The following is a 17104-nucleotide window of genomic DNA, read 5'->3' as shown; positions in this document are numbered from 1 at the left end:
CCTTGCAAGGGTGCGTGCGGCGGCGCGTGGGTGGACACACACCCAGGAGGTCACGATGAAGCGGTTCGTCCGGCGCTGCGGGGCCGTCGCGATCGGGGCGGCGGTGCTCGCTGCTGGGATCGGGTACGTGACCGGCCGGATCCCGCTGCGGCCCGCTCCCGCGCTGTTCGCGCTGGCCGCGGCGGTCGCCTACGTCCTGGCCATGGTCGGCCCGGACCTGCGGCCCAGCCACGACCCGGTCCGGTGGTTCACCACCGAGCAGCGGGCCGGTGCCCGGGCCCGGGCCGGTGGCCAGTGCGAGTACACGGCCTGGGGCAGGCGGTGCGAGCGCCCGTCGCAGGAGATCGACCACTTCATCCCGTGGTCGCGCGGTGGTGCGACCAGCCTGGCGAACGCCGTGTGCGCGTGCCGCAAGCACAACCAGCGCAAGGGCGGGCGGATGCCCTCGACGTTCGAGGCGTTCGGGCTGTTCTGGCGGCGCCGCCGCTACTTCACCGACCAGGCCAACCGGTGGCCCGGCGAGCAGTTCCGGCGGGGGCGCCGGCGAGAGGAGCAGTGCCGATGAACGCCGAGAACGTGACCGTGCGCAGCCAGGTCGAGCTGGACCAGGCGGTGGCCCGCGCGGTGGCCGCCGATGCGCCCGACCAGCCCGGGCGGATCGTCGTCGACAGCCCTCCGGGACAGGTGCTGCGGCTGGCATCGACCCGGCCCGTGCAGGTCCGGGTGATCGGCAACAGCCGCCTGGAGGCGGCGGGCCGGCACGTCAGCGTCGAGGCGAACGCACACGCCGCGGTGTTCGCCCGCGGCGCCGTGGTGTTCGCGAGCGACAACGCCACGGTCGACGCCTGCAGCGGGTCCGTCGTCATGGCCAGCGGCCAGGCCCGCGTGCGGGCGACGGCCGGGGTGGACTGCGTCGCGGTCGGCGCGGGCGCGACCATCAGCCGCGACGTCGACACCGCGGCCGACCGGGCGGTCTGGGCACCGCCAGGGGCGGTGCTGGTCGCCTCGCCGGCCACCGACGGCACCTGCATCGCCTACCCGTCCGAGCACGCCCCTGCCGGGTTCGTCCTGACCGCCGATGAGGGCCGACGGCTGGTGGCCGCCGGTGAGCTGACCGGCCTGTCCTCCCAGGCCACCGGACCCGCCGGGGGGACGATGACCGCCCCGCCCGGCATGGTGTTCGGGCCGCACACCCCGTGGCAGCAGGTCACCGGCTCCAGTCAGCCGGCCGTGGTATACGGCAAGGACCACTGCCCGGCGTGCACCGCCACCGAGCGGGAGCTGAACAAGGTCGGTGTGCCCTACGTCAAGGTGAACCTCGCCGACCTCGACCCGCAGGAGTACGCGCGGATCACCGCCGGGCACCTGCAGGCGCCCGTGGTCGTGCCGCCGGCGGGCGAACCCTGGTCCGGGTACCGCCCCACGCTCATCGGCGAGATGCCCGCCCCCACCGAGCCCGGGCCGTCGCTGTGAGCGCCGTGGCCACCGGGCCCGCCCTCAGCGCCCGGCAGACCGCGCGCACGGCGCTGGCGATCGCCCGCGCCGGCGTCGCGGTGTTCCCGCTCGCGCCCGGCTCGACCCAACCGCTGGAGCCGGCCGGCGTGCGCGAGGCCACGCACGACCTGGCCCAGGTGCACGAGTGGTGGACCCGCGCACCGGCGGCGAACATCGGCCTGCCGACCGGCCCGGGCGGGTTCGACGTCGTGGACATCGACACCTACCCCGGCGGCAGCGGGTTCGCCGCCTACCGCCAGCTCAAGGACGCCGGCCTGCTGGACGGCTGGGCGATGAAGGTCGCCACCCCGAACGACGGGCTGCACATCTACTTCCCGGCCCGCCCCGACGGTCAGCGCGACCGCGCGTGGCCGCACGCCGGCGTCGACTTCCGCGGCGAGGGCGGCTACGTCGCCGCCCCACCGTCGGCGGTGCTGCGCGACGACGGGTCCGTGGGCGGGTACACCGTCCTCGAGCGCCGCGAGCAGGGGTGGGGCTACGTCGACGCCGCGGCGATCGCCGAGCTGCTGCCCGCACCGGCGCGCCAGAGCACGGACAACCACCTCGCGGCGCGGGTCGCCGGCATCGCTCACCGCGTCCGCGACGCCGACCCTGGACAGCGCGCGGCACTGCTGTCCTGGGCCACCCGCACCTGCCTGGAGATGGGCGCCGACCTGGCTCCCGTCATCGAGGCCGCCGTCGACGCCGGACTCGACTCCCGCCAGATCAACCAGACGGTGGCCGCCGCGACCGACCGGTTCCAGGGCGCCGTCGACCACACGCCGGCACCCGTGCCCGCGCCGGTCGCCGCGACGGTCGGGGAGGTGGCCGGGCCGTGACGACACCGACCACGCCGGCACCCGAGGACCGGCTCCTGCTGTTCCTGGCCGTGATGGGCGACCTCGCCGACGGCGCCGACGAGGCGGACCCTCGGTGACGACGGTTCGCGCGCACCGCCGCCGCACCCGGGTTCGCGCTGGCGCGCGTCGCTATCGTGGTGCTCGAGGGGAGGTGGTCACCATGGCGTTCGCACCGGCGACACGCGGCGCCTGGGCGCGCCACCAACCCGCCCCCGTCGTCCCGGACTCGCTGTCCGAGCTGCGTGGCCCGACGGCCGGTCGCGTGACGCTCCCGATGCACATCCAGTGGTCCGGGCACCGCGACTACGACCTCACCGACGATCAGGACGTGGTCTGGCTGTACAGCCGGACCATCCGAGAGGCGTCCAGCGTGGCCGACCTGCACGCCGTCCTCGACGGAGCAACGCTCGTGCGGCTGTGGCCGCAGCTGCGCCTGCCCACCGCGCACGTGACCGCATGGCAAGCCGCGTTCCCGCAGCTTCGACCCACGCCGTGATCGACCCCCAGCAACGCCGGCTCGCGGCCGCCGCACTGGCCGTGGCCGGCGAACACGGGTTCGCCCTTGCCGGCGGGCTCGCGCTGGCCGCGCACGGCGTGGGTGCGCGACCCTCGGACGACATCGACCTGTTCACCTCGAACGCTGACCCCGAGGCATTCGCCACCGCCGTTGACGCCATTCATCACGCGCTGCAAAGCAACGGCTGGCACACCGAGCAACACCGCCGCGGCCCCCAGTACGCCCGCCTCATCGTCGAGCTCAAGCCCGGCCAGCACTACGAGCTGGACCTCGCCGTCGACTACCGCACCCACCCGCCCGTGGCCGTCGCCGACATCGGCCCGGTCATCGACGTCGCCGACGCCGTCGGCTCCAAGATGACCGCCCTGTACGCGCGCGGGGAGGCCCGCGACTACGTCGACGTCCGGGAAACCGTCCTGTCCGGCCGGTACACCCGCGAGCAGGTCCTCGACCTCGCCGACCAGCGCGAGGTCCACCCTCTCGACCGCAGCCTCCTGGCCGACCGCTTCCGCCAGGCTGCACGTCTGCAGGAGAAGGACCTCGCCCCGTACCTGACGCCCGCCGACGCTGCCGAGCTACGCGCCTGGTTCACCGCCTGGGCCGGCGACCTGGACGCTCCGGCCCCCGGAACGGCACCCACCGTCACGCCCGGATGGCTCGTCGACCCGGCCCGACCCCCGATCGCCCCGCACCACAACCCCCATGACCCGGGGCTGGCGCTGTAGTCCGACCCTGGGCACTTGGCCGCTCTGCCGACGCCGGTCAGCGCGCGAGCCGGTTCTCCGTTCGCTCGACCGGCAACTTGAACGCGCCGCCGTAGGTCGGCGTAGACGGGTCTGGGGGACGCCGGGTTGGCTCACGGGCTGACCCTAGGCAGCGACCCCACGTGCCAGGTGGCGTTCGCAGCCCCGCTACAGACCCACCCCCGGTGTGTCGCGCTCATAGGGCTCTACCTCGGGCAGGACGTAGTCGATGGGCTCGGCCTGGACCGGGGTGTAGGCGTCGACGACCTCGGCGAGGATCGTCGAGGGCATGAGCCCGTCGCCGACGACGGCCTGCAGGTGGTCGGTGGCGGCGATGACGGCTTCGGGTGGGAGCCGGCGCAGCCTGGTGGCCATCTGGCGGACGAACGCGATGCGTCCTTCGACCTCGTCGAGCGCCGCGGCGTCGGCGTACGCGTCGATCACGGCGTGGGTCAGCGGTGCCGGGCGGGCGAGCGTGGTGCGCAGGGTGTCGAGCGCGCCGGCCTTGACGAGGTCGGCGGGGTCCTGGCCGGCGGGCATCGTCGCGATGCCGGCGGTCGCGGCCTCGTTCGGGCTGAGCAGCTGCCACACGTGCTCGGCCGCCTTGGCCCCGGCGGTGTCGGGGTCGGTGGCGACGATCAGGTTCCCGAGTCCGCCGGCGGCGCGGCGGAGCTCGTCGAGCTGGCCGGCCGTGACCGAGGTCCCGCACGAGGCGACGGGCACGAGGTCCTCGGCGCCGAGCTCGCGCACGGCGGCGACGTCCATCGCTCCCTCGAGCAGCACCGGGGTGGCACCGGCTGCCAGGCGCCGGCGGGCGCCGGCGTCCAGGCCGTAGAGCACCGCGGACTTGTCGTAGGCCTCCGTGGCGGAGGTGTTCAGGTACTTCGGGACGGCCGGGTCGGTGATCTCGGGGTTGGCTCTGGCGGTGAACGCGATGATGCGGTCCTGGCCGTCGCGGATGGGCAGGGCGAGCCGGTCGCGGAACCGGTCGATGAGCCGCCCGGTCGACGCCCGGGTGGCCAGGCCCGCCTCGAGCAGGGCGTCGTCGCTGATCCCGCGGGCGCGCAGGGCGTCCAGGGTGGTGGTCCAGCCGGCCGGTGCGTGCCCGGCTTCGGGGTGCAGGCCGCGCTCGGTGAGGTGGCCGGTCACCCACGAGTCCGCGGCCCGGGACTGCCACAGCTCCCAGGCGGCCGCGTTCACCGCGGCGATGCGCTCGACGGTCCGCTCGTCGGTCACCGGCTCCGGGTCGGGTTCGGGGAACGGGTCCTCGGGTGGTTCGGGCGGCAGGTCGTCGATGGCCGCGGCGAGGTCCTCGGTCCACGGCTCGATGTCCAGGACCTCGGCCGGCCAGTCGACGTCGGCCCACGGGTCGGTGTCCGGCCAGGGGTCGCTCAGCGGCTGGTCGACCGTGTCGCGGTCCCAGGTCTCGACGACGCCGGTGACCCGCTGCCAGTCGCGGTCTCGGCGCCGGTCGGCTCCGCGCGGGCGTGGGCCGAGCGGGTCGGGTCCCTCGACCTGGTAGGTGTCCCGGTAGACCGCGACCGCGGTCACCATCCGCTGCCACGCCTCGGCACGCGCGGGGTCGGTGGGCCTGGGCGACAGGCGGTCCAGCCAGGACGGCCCCTCCTGGTCGAGGGCTGCGGTCTGCTGGGCGATGCGGGCGGTGATGAGGGCCGCGCACTGCGAGGCGAGGTCGCTCAGGACCGGGTCGGCGCCGGTGAGCTCGGGCACGACGCCGGCGACCCACCCGGGCGTGTGGGGGCCGATGTCGGCGTTCTGCACGATGCCGGCGTGCAGGCGGTGCTGCAGGATCGCGGCCGGGTCGAGGACGGTGTCGGTCGCGGTCTGGGCGCCGAACAGCACGCCCTGGCCGGCCTGGTCGGGTTCGGGGCGGGCGATCGGCAGGGCGAGCAGCCGCGCGGTACGGGCGGGGTCGACCGCCCGGGCGCGGGCGGCGGTGGCCACCAGCGCGTCCCAGGCGGGGCTGGCGGCGATCGCGTCGGCCTCGTTCTGGCCGCGCACCGCGACCAGGTGGGCGTGCAGGGTCGGGCCGTGGTGCCAGCGCGAGAGGTACTCGTACTCGGCGACCAGGCGCCCGAGGTTGTGCGCCTGGTCGTGCTCGCGGACGGCCGTCTCGTGTGCGGTGCGCTCGGCGGTCTCGGCGGCCAGCGCACGGGCCAGGACCGTGAACGGGGTCGGGCGGTCGGTGACGACCTGGTGCTCGGCGCGCAGCTCCTCGTCGCTGGGCAGCCCGACCCAGGCGACGTTGAGGGACCGGCCGCGGGTCATCGCGACGTAGGTCAGCTCGCGGGTCATCCGCTCGCCGTAGGCGATCGCCAGGTGTCCCTCGTCGACCGTGACGCCCTGGGCGCGGTGTGCGGTGGTGGCGTACCCGAGCTCGACGGACTCGGTCAGGTACGTGGCCGGCAGGGTGATGCGGGCACGGCTCTCGTCGCCACGTTCGGCCAGCACGGACCCGTCCGGGCCGATCGCCATGACGGTGAGCAGGTCGCCGTTGCGGATCGGGACGCCGGCCTCGTCGCGCAGGGTGCGGTCGACCTTGCGGGCCAGGATGACCTCCCCGACGCCGGCGTCCGCGGATCCGCGCAGCGGGACCAGGACGGTGGTGTCGACGTCGCCGGCAGCGCGCCGGTCGAGGGTGAAGCGGGTGTTGAGCTCGTCGACCTGGTCGTTGGTCGCGGCGATCAAGATCGCGGAGCGGCCCTCGGCCCGGGCGGTCAGGACGGCGCTGTAGGCGGACTCGAGCATGTCCTCGGTGCTGCCGCCGCGCAGCCGGCCGGCTTCCTCGTACTCGAGGAGGGCCTGGACGTCGCCGGTGCGCAGCGCGAGGGACGCCTCGGCCTCCCACTTCTCGTGGAACCGCCACACGGAGGTGAGGCCGGTGGCGTGCCCGGTGCGGTCCAGCCAGCCGAGCATGCCGCCGGCGGCGGGCGCGTCGAGCTGGGCGGGGTCACCGACCAGCAGCATCTTGGCGCCGGCGGCCTCGACCTGGCGGGCGAGCTGGGCCAGATCGAAGGTGCCGGTCATGGAGGCCTCGTCGACGATCACCAACTGCCCGGGCCGGACCTGGTAGGTCGCGGTGTCCGCGTCGACCTGGGTGAGCAGCCGGGCGCCGGCGGCCTGCGCCCTGGGGGAGCGGCGCGCGGCCATCCGGGCGGCGTTCTCGCGGCGTTCGGCCCTGGCGGCCAGGCCGCCCGGGCTGGTCTCCCAGAGCATCTTGGCCACGGTGTGCGCCTGGACCCCGAGCGCCGCGGACAGCTCGGCCGCGGCGCGCGCGGAGGTCGCCAGGCCAACGACGGTGCCGGGGCCGTGCTCAGCCTCCCAGCAGGCCCGCACGGCGGCCATCGTGGTGGTCTTGCCGGTGCCGGCCGGGCCGACCACCGCGGTGATCGTGGCCGGGTCGGTGGTCGCCGCCAGGGCTGCGGCGGCCTGGTCTTCGGCGAGCGGGTGCGGGGTGCGCACCTGGTCGAGGACCGCGCGGGCGGTCGCCTCCGGCACGTGCGGGGCACTCTGCCGCGGGGCGGTGGCCAGGTCGCGCAGGTAGGCCTCGGCGTCCAGCACGCGGCGGTGGGTGAACCGGCGCGCGAGCGGGTCGTCCATGCCCGCCGCGGCGGCGGTGCGGGCCACGCGCGGGTCGTCGCGCCCGGCCTCGGGCAGGGCGTACCGCTGCGGGGTGAGCGGGACGCACTCGGCCACGGCCAGGTCGGTGATCGCGTCGATGAGCGCCGCTCGCTCACCCCGGGCGCAGCGCACCATCCGGGTCAGCCGCTCGGCCTCGGCGCGCAGGTTCGCCCGCGACCACGTCGCCCGCGACGACAGGGCCCCGTCGACGACCTGGGCGACCGCGCGCTCGCGCAGCACGGTCGCCTCCGGGTCGTCCTCGAGGTCGACGGCCTCAAGCGCGCGGGCGGCGCTCGGGCTGGTGCGGCGCGCCTGCTCGAGCAGGCGCCGGGCGAACGTCTCGACGGCCGGGACGTCGGCGCGGACACGATCGGCGGCCACGATCTGGCGATCGCGGCCGGTCGCGCCGGCCACGATCGCGGCCGGGTCGTGACCGAGCGTGCGCAGCTGCTCGCGCCAAGCGGCGACCAGCTCCCCGAGCGGGCGCGGGGTCTTGTCCTTCGGTCGGCGGGTGGCCGCCCACGCCTTCTGGTGGATGCGGTCCATGTCCCGTCGCCCCGGGGTTCGCCCGTCGTGCTCGGCGGACCACGCCGCGACCAGGTCGCGCTCGACCTGCTGGATCTGCGCGGCCCGGGCGGAGAACTTCTCGACGACCTCGGCCGGGACCCCGTCGACGTCCAGCACCACGGACTTCGTGGCCCGGGAGGTGGTCCGTGCCCGTTCGGTGAACGTCAGCCCGAGGCGCTCGTGCAGCACGTCGAGCAGCACGTTCTCATGCAGCTCGGACGCGGCGACCGCCGACCGGTACAGGCTCGCGCCGTCGACGGTCATCCACTTGCCGTCCGCGGCGCGCTGCACCCGGTTGGCGACCACGACATGCGAGTGCAGGTGCGGGTCGCCCTCACGGGTGTCCCAGTGGTCGAACCGGGCAGCGACCATCCCCACCACCGGGGACGACACCACCCCGCCGCGCCCGGACCTGGTGCACAGCACCTCGTCCTGCACCCAGGACAGCGCCTGGTCGATCGCCTCGTGGTGCGCGGCCAGGATCGCGACCTGCGTGGCCTCGTCCGCGGTGCCCCACAGCACCGAGACGGACTTCGGGATCCGGAAGGTCAGGTCGAACCCGGAGACGGTGTTGGCCGACACCTGCTCGCGCGCGGTGTGCAGCTGCACCGAGGACTGCCCGAGCGGTGCGCCGGTGAGCGGGTGCGCGAACCGGGAGAACAGCGCCTCGGCGCCGTCGTGGGTCACCGGCTGACCGGCGCTCAGCCCGATCGCCGCGGCGCCGGCGCCCCACCACCGGCCCGGCGGGGTGCCGGCCGCGGTGTAGTAGGCGCTCATCCCGCCCTGAGCGGTCGACGGGCGATCACCGGTCGCGACCGTGTTGAGCAGGTACCGCACGCCGGCGAGCTGGGTGATCTTGGTGATGTTCATGGCCACGGTGATCACTCACCCCGATCGGTGAGCGGCGCGCGGTCGATCAGCTGGCGATCGACGATCACCTGCAGTGAGCGCTCGTACCCGCGCCAGTCGCGCATCTGGAACACCCGCCGCACGATCAGAGCGAGCGCTCGAGCATCCGCCCGGGTCGCGCTCAGCTCGGCCTCGAGCGTGACCACCCGGGCGCGCAGGCCCACCGCGGTGTCGACCGCGGCGGACATCTCCCGTTCGATCTGGACGGCCGCGGCCGCCCGCTGCTGGTGCGCGGCCGCCAGCGCCAGGGCCGCCAGGGTGGCCGCCGCGGCGTGCGGGGCATCGGTGCTCGAGGCGGCCTTGCGGGCCCGGTAGCGGCGCTTGCGTTCGGTGTCCGAGCAGCGGTTCGAGGCGTACAGCCGGCGGCCCGCCGGCAGGGCCTGGCCGCACCCGCAGACGCAGACCCGGGAGGTGGTGGAGGGGATCGTCACGCCCTCTCGTGCGCGCCGCCGGCGCCCCGCGTCGAGGCTGATGGGCACCGCGGACCGTGTCCACGGTTCGTCCACGGGTGCAAGACGCCCGTAACAGTCTGGGCTGATAACTGATGGGCGGCTGAGGCGAGAGGCGTCGGGGTGGTGAGGGAGGTGGGGGTGGCCTGTGGTGTGGGAGGTGGCGGTGTGCTGGGAGAACTGGGGCGTGGAGGTCATCTGAGAGGTGCTGGAGGCCTTCGTTGATGGAGGGGGAGTGGGCACTGCGGGGGTGGTCGGTATCGGTCTGCTCGGATCTGGTCGGGGTCTGCATGAGGTCGTGTCAGACGGACACGACGCGAGGAGACTCCGATGGACGAGCAGGACGCGACGGCCGGCGGTCGTCGCGGCGGCGACGAGCTGCGCGAGCGGATCGCGGCCGGATGGTCGGCACTGCGTGACGAAGTGGCCGGCTGGCTGAACGAGCAGACCGCGTTCGGGCTGAGTCGGCGAGAAGTGATCGCGGGCCGTGCGAGCACGGCCGCGCGCGCGACCGTGGGCGCGTGCGCGGCCGTGGTGCTCTGGGGGCTGATCGGGCCGAGCGTCGTGGCGAGAGTCCGAGAGATCGCCGAACGCGTGATCGCGAGCGGACCGCCCGCGCAGAACGCGGTGATCGCTGTGGTGATCGGAGGCTGGCTGATCGGGCGCTGGTTCAGATGGGCGGTGAGGCGCCCGCCGGTGAGCGCGGCCGCGGTCACGCTCGCCGCCGCGCAGGTTGCGTCGATGCTCACGCCTGGCGACGTCGACGAGCGAGTGGCGCGGCACGAGGCGGCGCACGCCGTCGTGGCGCACGCGCTCGGCGCCCAGGTGCGGCAGCTGCGCGCGCTGCCGGTCGGCAACACCGGTGGGCGCTGCGAGTGGGGGTTCGAGGCCGACCGGACGTCGGCGGTCGAGAACGCCTGGGTGTCGCTGTGCGCGCTGGCCGCCGGTGAGCTCGAGGTCCCCGAAGGCCCGTACGCGTGGCCGGGCGCCAGCGGTGACACCCACGAGGCGATCGCCGCGGCGACGTTCATCATCCGGCGCGGCGAGCACCCTGCCGAGTACGACGGACCGCTCACGATCGAGGGGTTGCTCGCCGGCGCGCATCGCAGAGCGACCGCGCTGCTGGCCGAGCTGCAGCCGGCACTCGGGGCCGTGGCGGCGGCGTTGATCGCTCGCGGCCGGCTCGACCAGACCGAGGTCGCGGCGGCGATCGCAGGCGCGGGCGGCTCGACGGGACGCGACCGATGACTCGGGCGGGCGTCGGGCGTCCGTGCTGCGCTGGTCGAACCGCCGTCACGGTCAGCGTGAGGCCTCCGGAGATGGCGGACTGGCTGGTGTGCAGCGCGTTGCCCGATCTGAGCGCGATCGCAGGGTTCGCCGATCGGGGGGACTGGTTCCGCTCACTCCCGCAGTACGACGGGCACGACCGCTCCGGCCGGGTCCGCGGGTGGGCGGGCGCGCTCACCCGTGCCGGGACTCTCCGCGATGAGTTGCACCAGGTGTGGTGGCGGGGAGTCGAGGCGGTGCAGGGTGCGGGCGGTCGCGTCGCGGCCGCTGCTGCGCTCGATCACTGGCAGGTCATCCTGGCCGCCAAGCGGGAGCTCGCGCCGTCCACCCTGGGCCCGGTCGCGCACCAGGCGATCGCGAGAGCGATCGACCTGGTGCTGGTCGCCGGGCAGTACACGGGTGACGACGGCGAAGCTGTCGACCTGGTGCGCCGGACCTGGCACACGAGCCTGCACGCCCTCGCCGACCGCGCCCTGGTGCGCGAGCTCGCAGCCCCGGAGCAGCCGTGAGCACGGCGGCCGAAGTCGTCACCGCGGTGCGCCGACTGTTCGGCGCCGAGCGGGACGGAGTCGGCCCGGAGTGGGCGGCGCTCGAGGAGTTCACCGGAGGTCCCGGGGCATGGGGGTGGTCGCGCCGCGCGGACCTCTTCCTGGTGCGGGCGTGGTCGGGCCGGCCCCGCGGTCACGAGCGGGTGCTCGTCGAGGTGAAGGTCTCCCGTGCGGATCTCGCGCACGAACTGGCCCACCCGGACAAGCTCGCGACCTTCGCCCGCTACGCGCACCGGGTGTACTTCGCGACCCCTGCCGGCCTGGTGCGCGACGAGGACCTCGGCGCCGGCGTGGGTCTGATCGAGGTCAAGGGCGAACGAGCGCGGGTGCGCCTGCAGGCGGAGCGGCGTGCTGACGTCGAGCACGCACCGGAGTCGTTCATGGTCGAGGCGTTCCGCCGGGCCGGGCGCGCCGAGGCCCGTATCCGCCAGGCCGACGACGGCGACGCGCCCGCCCGCGTCGCCCAGCTCGAGCGCGAGCTCGCGGTCGCCCGGCGTGCAATCGACACCGCACGCGCGGCGGCGGACCGCGACCGGGACCGGCTGAACAAGTGGGTCCAGACCATCGCCTACGCCGGCGGGGTCGCGTGCGTGTGCGGCAAGCCGATGCGCACGCCGCTGGACCTCGGCCGTCGCCGGCTACGGCACGCCGATGGCACCGGGTGCCCGGAGGCGACCTACGGCGACGACGCCGAGCCCGACGTGCTCGGACTCGCCCGGAGGTTCGGAGCGATGTGGACCGAGCCTGAGCCGGCCGAGCTCGCTTGAGCCGGCGACGACGTGCGTGATGGGCGAGCGCTCGGTCAGGGCGACGTACTGCGGTCTGCGGCGCTGGGGCGCCCGGGTGGGCGTCGCCGGGCCTCGATGCCCTCGAGCGCGCTGGCGGTCCAGACCGGCCCGCCGTTGAGCCACCCCGCGGGGTCCGGCAGCCACGAGACACCCCGGTTCCGGAACGACCGGAGGGTCGTCGGCGTGACGCCGAGGCGCGCGGCAAGCCGCGCGACGTCGTACAGACCCTCGGGACCGGGCCCGGGGTCTACTGCTGGGTCGACCGACAGCCAGAGACCCGCTCACCCGACACGGCCCCACGGAGGGGAATGCGTGCACATCGTGGGGTCAGGCGTCTGCCCGTCGCCGAGGCAAGCGGCAAGGCGAGGATCGTCCACGTGCGAAGCGGCGGACTAGAGGCGCGTCCCGGCCAGCATGCCGTCCAGGACGTCGATGTTCATTTCACCCTGCTCACCCCGCGGCTCCCAGGAGCCCGGCGCGCGCACCCGCGCGAGCTCGGCGTTGTCCAGGTCGTAGGGCCAGGGCGTACGGAGAAGCGCGCACCGGCCCGTCCTGGCGTTCTGCGCGTTGACCTCGTAAGCGATGAGGTGGCCTTCCTCTGATGCAGGCGACGGCTGCGCCCGGGTCACGAGCCACCCGCCGCGGTGCATTCCGCCCGGCTGCCCCTGTCCACTCAAGCGGATTCCCCAATCCGCTTCCACGGGAAAGCCCGGTCGCTCGGGGGGTCGCTCACTCAGCTCCAGCCCGATCGCAGCGGCGAGGTCCTGGGCGTTCTCGAACAACTTCATCTACGACTCCTTCATCAGAGGCTGGGCCTTGCCGGTCCCATCGACCAGGGGCGCCGAGGAGTGAGGCGTCGAAGCGGAGGTGAGCGGTCGAGTGGTGAACCGTCACCGTCCTGACCAGCGGTTTTGTCAGAACCACCGTTAACGGCACTTTCGGGAAGTGGTGCAGAGGGCCACCGGGGAGGTCCGCGGCACCTCCGCCGTCATGCCGTTCCGTCCTCGCTTCTGCTAAGCCTGAGCCAGGCGTCGTCAGCCTCGATGGTCACCGCCCGGTCCCAGGCGTCGCGCTGACCGCCGGCGTGAAGGAGCGCCGCCGCCAGCAGGGGGAGCTTGGTCCCGTCGACCGAGACCAGGTCCCCGATCGTGACCTTCGGTGCGTCGATGACGTCCGACAGCGACGCGGCGAACATCAGCAGGCGGCGCTCCCCGGACGACAGCGGCCCGACGTGCTCGGGAATCTCCGCGAAGTCGATCCAGATGTCGTCCGGATCGGTCCCGCCGGACGGCTCGCGCCGGACCCAGGGGTTGCCAACGCGCGCGAAGCCGGTGCGGATCAGCAGCTCGGTCGCCGCTTCCGTCGGGTAGATCCCGCGCGCCCAGGCCCGCAGCCTCGTGTGGAGCTCGTCCATGCGTTCCTCCGTCGTGATCGTGATCGGGATGGTCAGTGGCTGACCTTGCGGCGGTGGCTCCGCACGCTTTCCGGGGTCCCGGGGTAGCCGCAGCCCGACACCGGGCAGCGCTCCCAGGCTCCGACGGACACGGCTGCCGCTGTGACCGACTTCTCGGGCTCGGGGCCGAACCCGTGATCGAGAAGGAGCTGTGCGACTTCACCGCCGTACTTCGCCGCCAGCAGAGCGCCCTCGGCGACCTTGTCGTGTCCTCTGGCGAAGAAGGCGCGGCGACCCACGTCGGCGCCGCATCCGCACCAGCACGTGCCGGCGGGCAGCGCGCGAGGGGTTTCGGAGTTCATACGCTCAAGATAGCCGATCTAGAAGGTCGGTCAAGAGTGAATCGAGCGGTCTCGCGCAGCCTCAGAGCAACCACGTCGCCACGAGTTGAGCCAGAGCGGCCGCCGTCGCGAGGTTGCTCAGCAGGCCAGGGAGCCCGTACACCACTTCGTCGCGGCCATCGCACAGCGCGTCGCGACGTGCGCGACGCAGGACGTGTTGATGGGCGAGCTGCGCCGCCCACCACGTCGCCAGGGTGAGGAACAGACCGACGCTCAGCCCGAACATGACAGGGCGGAACTCGTAGCCGTCGCCAACTTCGGCCCACGCGCCGATCGCGGAGATGAGCACGATGACGGTTGCGACGATCATGGTCGCGAACGTCCCGACCACGAACGCAACCTGTGCGATCGCGAGCATCCGGATTGCGCGCTGACGCTCCGGCGCGTCCGCACCCCACGCGTCGTGTTCGATCACGACCCAGTCCCCGTTCGTCATGTCTCGCCTCTCTCGTCGCGTCTGGGCGGGATCAGGCATGCCCGGCGCAGGTCTCGGAAGACCACAGGCCCCGCTCATGAGCCTTGGCGTCATCCTGCGCGGTGGCGAGTGCAGCCTGGTGCACGCCCGGGGTGGAGTAGGTGTACTCACGGGCGTAGCCCTCTGCGACGAGTGTCTGGTTGACCATGACATCGCCGAGCCAGACGTACGCGAGGGTCCGGCCGTAGGCGTCGACGGCGTCCTGGCTCGGGTCGTACTCGAGGCGCACGGTCTGCCCATCGAGCAGCTCGGTGGCTCGCGCGGAAGCCTCGGGCCCGAAGCACTCGACGGGGCTGTCGGGCTTCACCGTCTCAGGAGTGTCGATGCCCAGCAGGCGCACCCGCACGTCATCTCCGCCCTGCTCGACGACGATCGTGTCGCCGTCGACGACGCGCACGACGCGGACGTCGGTCATCGAGGGACCGTCAAGGATCCCGCCGTCTTGGCGGTTGCCGAGGTGCACCACGAGCACCGCGACGGCGAGCGCGATCACCAGGGCCGCTACGCTGCCGCGGCGTCGCCGGGAGGCCATCACGCCGGCCGCTCGCGAGAGAGGCGCTCGCGCGAGTCGAGCGACGCCGCGTTAGTCGGCGGGTCGGTCAACTCCAAGCGCCACGTGAAGAGTTCGTCGCTGCCCGAGCAGAGTTCGTCCGCCTGGGGGGCCCTGGCGTACTCCCCGCGGACCGCCGGACCGGAGGTGCTCACCACCGCCGCACCAACATCTGTGCACTCGACGAGCGCGCGGCCACCGTCCACCGGCACCCAGACGCCCATGTGCTGGTCATCGCGCACCGGGACGTCAGCGCGGGCGACGCGATCCTTGATCACCCAGCGGTAGTAGCCGTCGCCTCGGACCTCGTCGGGCGCGGGAACGCTGTAGCGATCACCCGCCTGGGCGTACTGGTTGAGGTCCGGTCCGGCGGCTCGGCGGTCTTTGCAGCGCTGATCGAGTGCCGTGTCGCGAACGTGGGCGACGTTGACCCCAGCGACCGTGATCCGCCACGCGAGGGTGTTCTCGTCACAGAGCACGTCATCCAGGTCGCCGGAAAGGAAGGCGAACGAGTCCGTCGCGGCCGGGCCCTCGCTACCCAGAGAGTCGACGACGACCGTGTTGAAGAACGGCTCCGGCTGAGCGGCATGGATTGCCCACGCCGTGCCGCCGGCCGCTGCGAGAAGGACGACGCCTGCGACCACGGGTCCTCGCCACTTTGGGGCACGGGGCCTGACCGACTCCTGGGGCCGCCGCGAGCTCGGACGGATGAAGCGCCGCCGTAGGTAGGCGTCGCCCGGCTCAACTGCGCTGGCCTCGCAGACGTCGATCCATCGGGCGTAAGCCCCGGCGACGGAACGCTCCCAGGCGCCGGCACCAGTCCGGGCGGTGCCGGCCTGGTCGGGGCGCGGCGCAGCGATCTCCCACAGGGTCGCCTGTACGACCTCGACCATGTCGGGACGCACCTCGACGATGTCCGCAGCCTGTCGGAACAGACCCGTGTCGTCGGTCCTCGCGTAGGCGACCCTGGGCTCACGGTCGACGACGAAGGCCGGTTCGATGGCGGGAAGCGTCCGACATGCTGCGAGCGTGACCGCGGCCGCGCGCCCGCGACGGAAGACGAACTCTCCGACGCCTTGCTGCGTCAGGAGGACTACTGCGAGCGTGGCGACGAGACGCCACCACGCCGAGTTGTCGGGGAAGGCTTCGCGCAGCCCGAGGTTGACGCACGCGCCGACCACCAGGCTCACACCGAGACCCGACCAGCTCACGCCCCGCTCCTGACGGGCTGCGCGCCGCGACCAGCCTGCGGCCCGCTCGATCGGCCTGGGGTCGACACCCGCGGGGACAACGAGCACGGGGCTCGTCGCCGGCTTGGATCCGGGGAGAACGAGGAGCCCGTAGAGGGGATCGCGAACGCGCGGCGCCGGCGTCACCCGATCCGCCTCGCCGCGCGGGACACGCCCTCGCTGAAGGTCGCCGTGGAACACCTCTCGGTCTAGCAGGTCGTCACGCCGCGTTGCGTAGCGACCCCCCGCCTTGGTCGTCCCCTTGCGCTCGATGCCTTCCATGGCTTCCCTCCTGAGTTGCAGCTCAGACAAATTGCCGGGTCTACGCGGCAGTTTAGCACAATTGCAGCGCGTCCGATGCTGTTACGCTCCCCGCATGACTCGTGAGGCCACCGACCCGGGCCCTGGCCCCCGGGGCCTGTACGACGTTCCCCGACTCGCGCAGCGCCTTGGAATCGAGGCGACTTCACTGGCGTCCGCGCGGCGACGCGGAGTGCCGTGGCTTCCGGAACCCGCTGGGTGGATCAATGGCGGACCCGTGTGGACCCAGGAGTCGCTGGAAGGGGTCGAACAGCGTCGCCGCCGACCTGGCCGCCCCAAGTCGGACAGCGCTTCGCTGACCTCCTGATCGACCAGCGCGGAGCCCCGCTGAGCGGACTTAGGTCCCGCTGGCCAGCAGCTAGACCGCTCGTCGGGTCGGTACGCCGTGCCAGGGTGGGTACGTGACGGAGCTGCTGATCTGGACCTCCCCCCGGGACGTCGTCGTGTGGGCACCAGACGCCACCGCTGCTGGCACCGTGCGCGCGACGCTCGAGACGGCGGGCCTGCGGTGGTGGCCGGTTCAGATCTACGGGGTGCCGCGGGCAGCAGCGACCAGCCTGGACATCGGCGTGGACGCCGACAACTGCCTGCGCGCGCTCCTCGCCGCCGGGTACACGTTCGCGTGGCACCCGTCTCAGGCACCCGAGAATCGGAGCCCGATGCGGTTCGGCTTCGACGTGGCGCCGGCAGCCGAGTAGTCGGAGCGCCAGCAGCTAGGGCCCCGCGGGCGTGGCGACCTCGTCGACTGGGACGTCGGGCCGGACACCTGGCGGCGTCTTGTATTCGAGACCGTCGGTATGCCTGGCTGCTCAGCCGATACCGGTGATCACGCGGCTAACTAGCGCCAGGCAGCGCTTGCTCAAGCGTCGCGTGGCTGGCCCGCCAGCCGACTCGTTGCGCTACCGCGCACGCTCCTGGCTGCGGCTATTCG

General features: G+C 73.5%; 17 protein-coding genes. 9 read left to right on the top strand and 8 right to left on the bottom strand.

Annotation, left to right across the window (positions count from 1 at the left end; all coding sequences use genetic code 11):
* Positions 1-55 precede the first annotated feature (55 nt).
* From P9841_RS13345 to P9841_RS13325, 5 genes are all read left to right on the top strand, one after another.
* Positions 56-565 carry an HNH endonuclease gene (locus P9841_RS13345; RefSeq protein WP_283319135.1) on the top strand — a complete coding sequence of 170 codons (510 nt, stop codon included), beginning with the start codon at positions 56-58 and terminating at the stop codon, positions 563-565.
* A complete protein-coding gene (locus tag P9841_RS13340; protein WP_283319134.1) occupies positions 562-1473 on the top strand; it encodes a glutaredoxin family protein in 912 nt (303 codons plus the stop codon). The genes P9841_RS13345 and P9841_RS13340 overlap by 4 nt, the downstream gene beginning before the upstream one ends.
* 5 nt (positions 1474-1478) lie before the next feature.
* A complete protein-coding gene (locus P9841_RS13335; protein ID WP_283319133.1) occupies positions 1479-2333 on the top strand; it encodes a bifunctional DNA primase/polymerase in 855 nt (284 codons plus the stop codon).
* A gap of 181 nt (positions 2334-2514) precedes the next feature.
* Positions 2515-2850, top strand: coding sequence for a hypothetical protein (locus tag P9841_RS13330; RefSeq protein WP_283319132.1), 336 nt, complete (start codon positions 2515-2517; stop codon positions 2848-2850).
* Positions 2847-3596: a nucleotidyl transferase AbiEii/AbiGii toxin family protein gene (locus P9841_RS13325; protein ID WP_283319131.1), complete on the top strand. Its 750-nt coding sequence runs from the start codon at positions 2847-2849 to the stop codon at positions 3594-3596. Before P9841_RS13330 ends, P9841_RS13325 begins: the two co-directional genes overlap by 4 nt.
* 186 nt (positions 3597-3782) lie before the next feature.
* On the opposite strand, the gene mobF is transcribed toward P9841_RS13325, so the two are convergent.
* Together mobF and P9841_RS13315 are read right to left on the bottom strand one after the other, a co-directional pair.
* Positions 3783-8693 (bottom strand): MobF family relaxase, encoded by a 4911-nt coding sequence (gene mobF, locus P9841_RS13320; protein WP_283319130.1) that lies wholly within the window; start codon positions 8691-8693, stop codon positions 3783-3785.
* Positions 8694-8704: 11 nt separating this feature from the next.
* On the bottom strand, positions 8705-9163 hold the full coding sequence (locus tag P9841_RS13315; protein WP_283319129.1) for a hypothetical protein: 459 nt from the start codon (positions 9161-9163) through the stop codon (positions 8705-8707).
* A 348-nt stretch (positions 9164-9511) separates the two neighbouring features.
* Between P9841_RS13315 and P9841_RS13310 the strand changes: the two genes are divergently transcribed.
* From P9841_RS13310 to P9841_RS13300, 3 genes are all read left to right on the top strand, one after another.
* Entirely contained in the window at positions 9512-10429 is a 918-nt protein-coding gene (locus P9841_RS13310) for a hypothetical protein (RefSeq protein ID WP_283319128.1), read from the top strand.
* 251 nt (positions 10430-10680) lie between these two features.
* Entirely contained in the window at positions 10681-10977 is a 297-nt protein-coding gene (locus P9841_RS13305) for a hypothetical protein (RefSeq protein WP_283319127.1), read from the top strand.
* Positions 10974-11783 (top strand): hypothetical protein, encoded by an 810-nt coding sequence (locus P9841_RS13300; protein WP_283319126.1) that lies wholly within the window; start codon positions 10974-10976, stop codon positions 11781-11783. The genes P9841_RS13305 and P9841_RS13300 overlap by 4 nt, the downstream gene beginning before the upstream one ends.
* Positions 11784-12196: 413 nt before the next feature.
* Here P9841_RS13300 and P9841_RS13295 read toward each other — a convergent pair whose 3' ends face one another.
* From P9841_RS13295 to P9841_RS13270, 6 genes are all read right to left on the bottom strand, one after another.
* Entirely contained in the window at positions 12197-12592 is a 396-nt protein-coding gene (locus tag P9841_RS13295; protein WP_283319125.1) for a hypothetical protein, read from the bottom strand.
* Between the two features lie 200 nt (positions 12593-12792).
* Positions 12793-13218: a hypothetical protein gene (locus P9841_RS13290; protein WP_283319124.1), complete on the bottom strand. Its 426-nt coding sequence runs from the start codon at positions 13216-13218 to the stop codon at positions 12793-12795.
* A 32-nt stretch (positions 13219-13250) separates the two neighbouring features.
* On the bottom strand, positions 13251-13559 hold the full coding sequence (locus P9841_RS13285; protein ID WP_283319123.1) for a hypothetical protein: 309 nt from the start codon (positions 13557-13559) through the stop codon (positions 13251-13253).
* A 61-nt stretch (positions 13560-13620) separates the two neighbouring features.
* The gene (locus P9841_RS13280) at positions 13621-14034 is read right to left on the bottom strand and encodes a hypothetical protein (RefSeq protein WP_283319122.1); all 414 of its coding nucleotides are present in this window, start codon (positions 14032-14034) and stop codon (positions 13621-13623) included.
* 31 nt (positions 14035-14065) lie between these two features.
* Positions 14066-14566, bottom strand: coding sequence for a thermonuclease family protein (locus tag P9841_RS13275; protein WP_283319121.1), 501 nt, complete (start codon positions 14564-14566; stop codon positions 14066-14068).
* A 38-nt stretch (positions 14567-14604) separates the two neighbouring features.
* Positions 14605-16134, bottom strand: coding sequence for a hypothetical protein (locus P9841_RS13270; RefSeq protein ID WP_283319120.1), 1530 nt, complete (start codon positions 16132-16134; stop codon positions 14605-14607).
* Between the two features lie 440 nt (positions 16135-16574).
* Between P9841_RS13270 and P9841_RS13265 the strand changes: the two genes are divergently transcribed.
* On the top strand, positions 16575-16871 hold the full coding sequence (locus P9841_RS13265) for a hypothetical protein (protein WP_283319119.1): 297 nt from the start codon (positions 16575-16577) through the stop codon (positions 16869-16871).
* Positions 16872-17104 lie beyond the last annotated feature (233 nt).

Origin of the sequence: Cellulomonas sp. ES6 (assembly GCF_030053835.1) — a bacterium.
In the GTDB taxonomy this organism is placed as follows: domain Bacteria; phylum Actinomycetota; class Actinomycetes; order Actinomycetales; family Cellulomonadaceae; genus Cellulomonas.
Note: the sequence above shows the minus strand (reverse complement) of the source record. Positions and strands in the feature narration are given on the sequence as shown.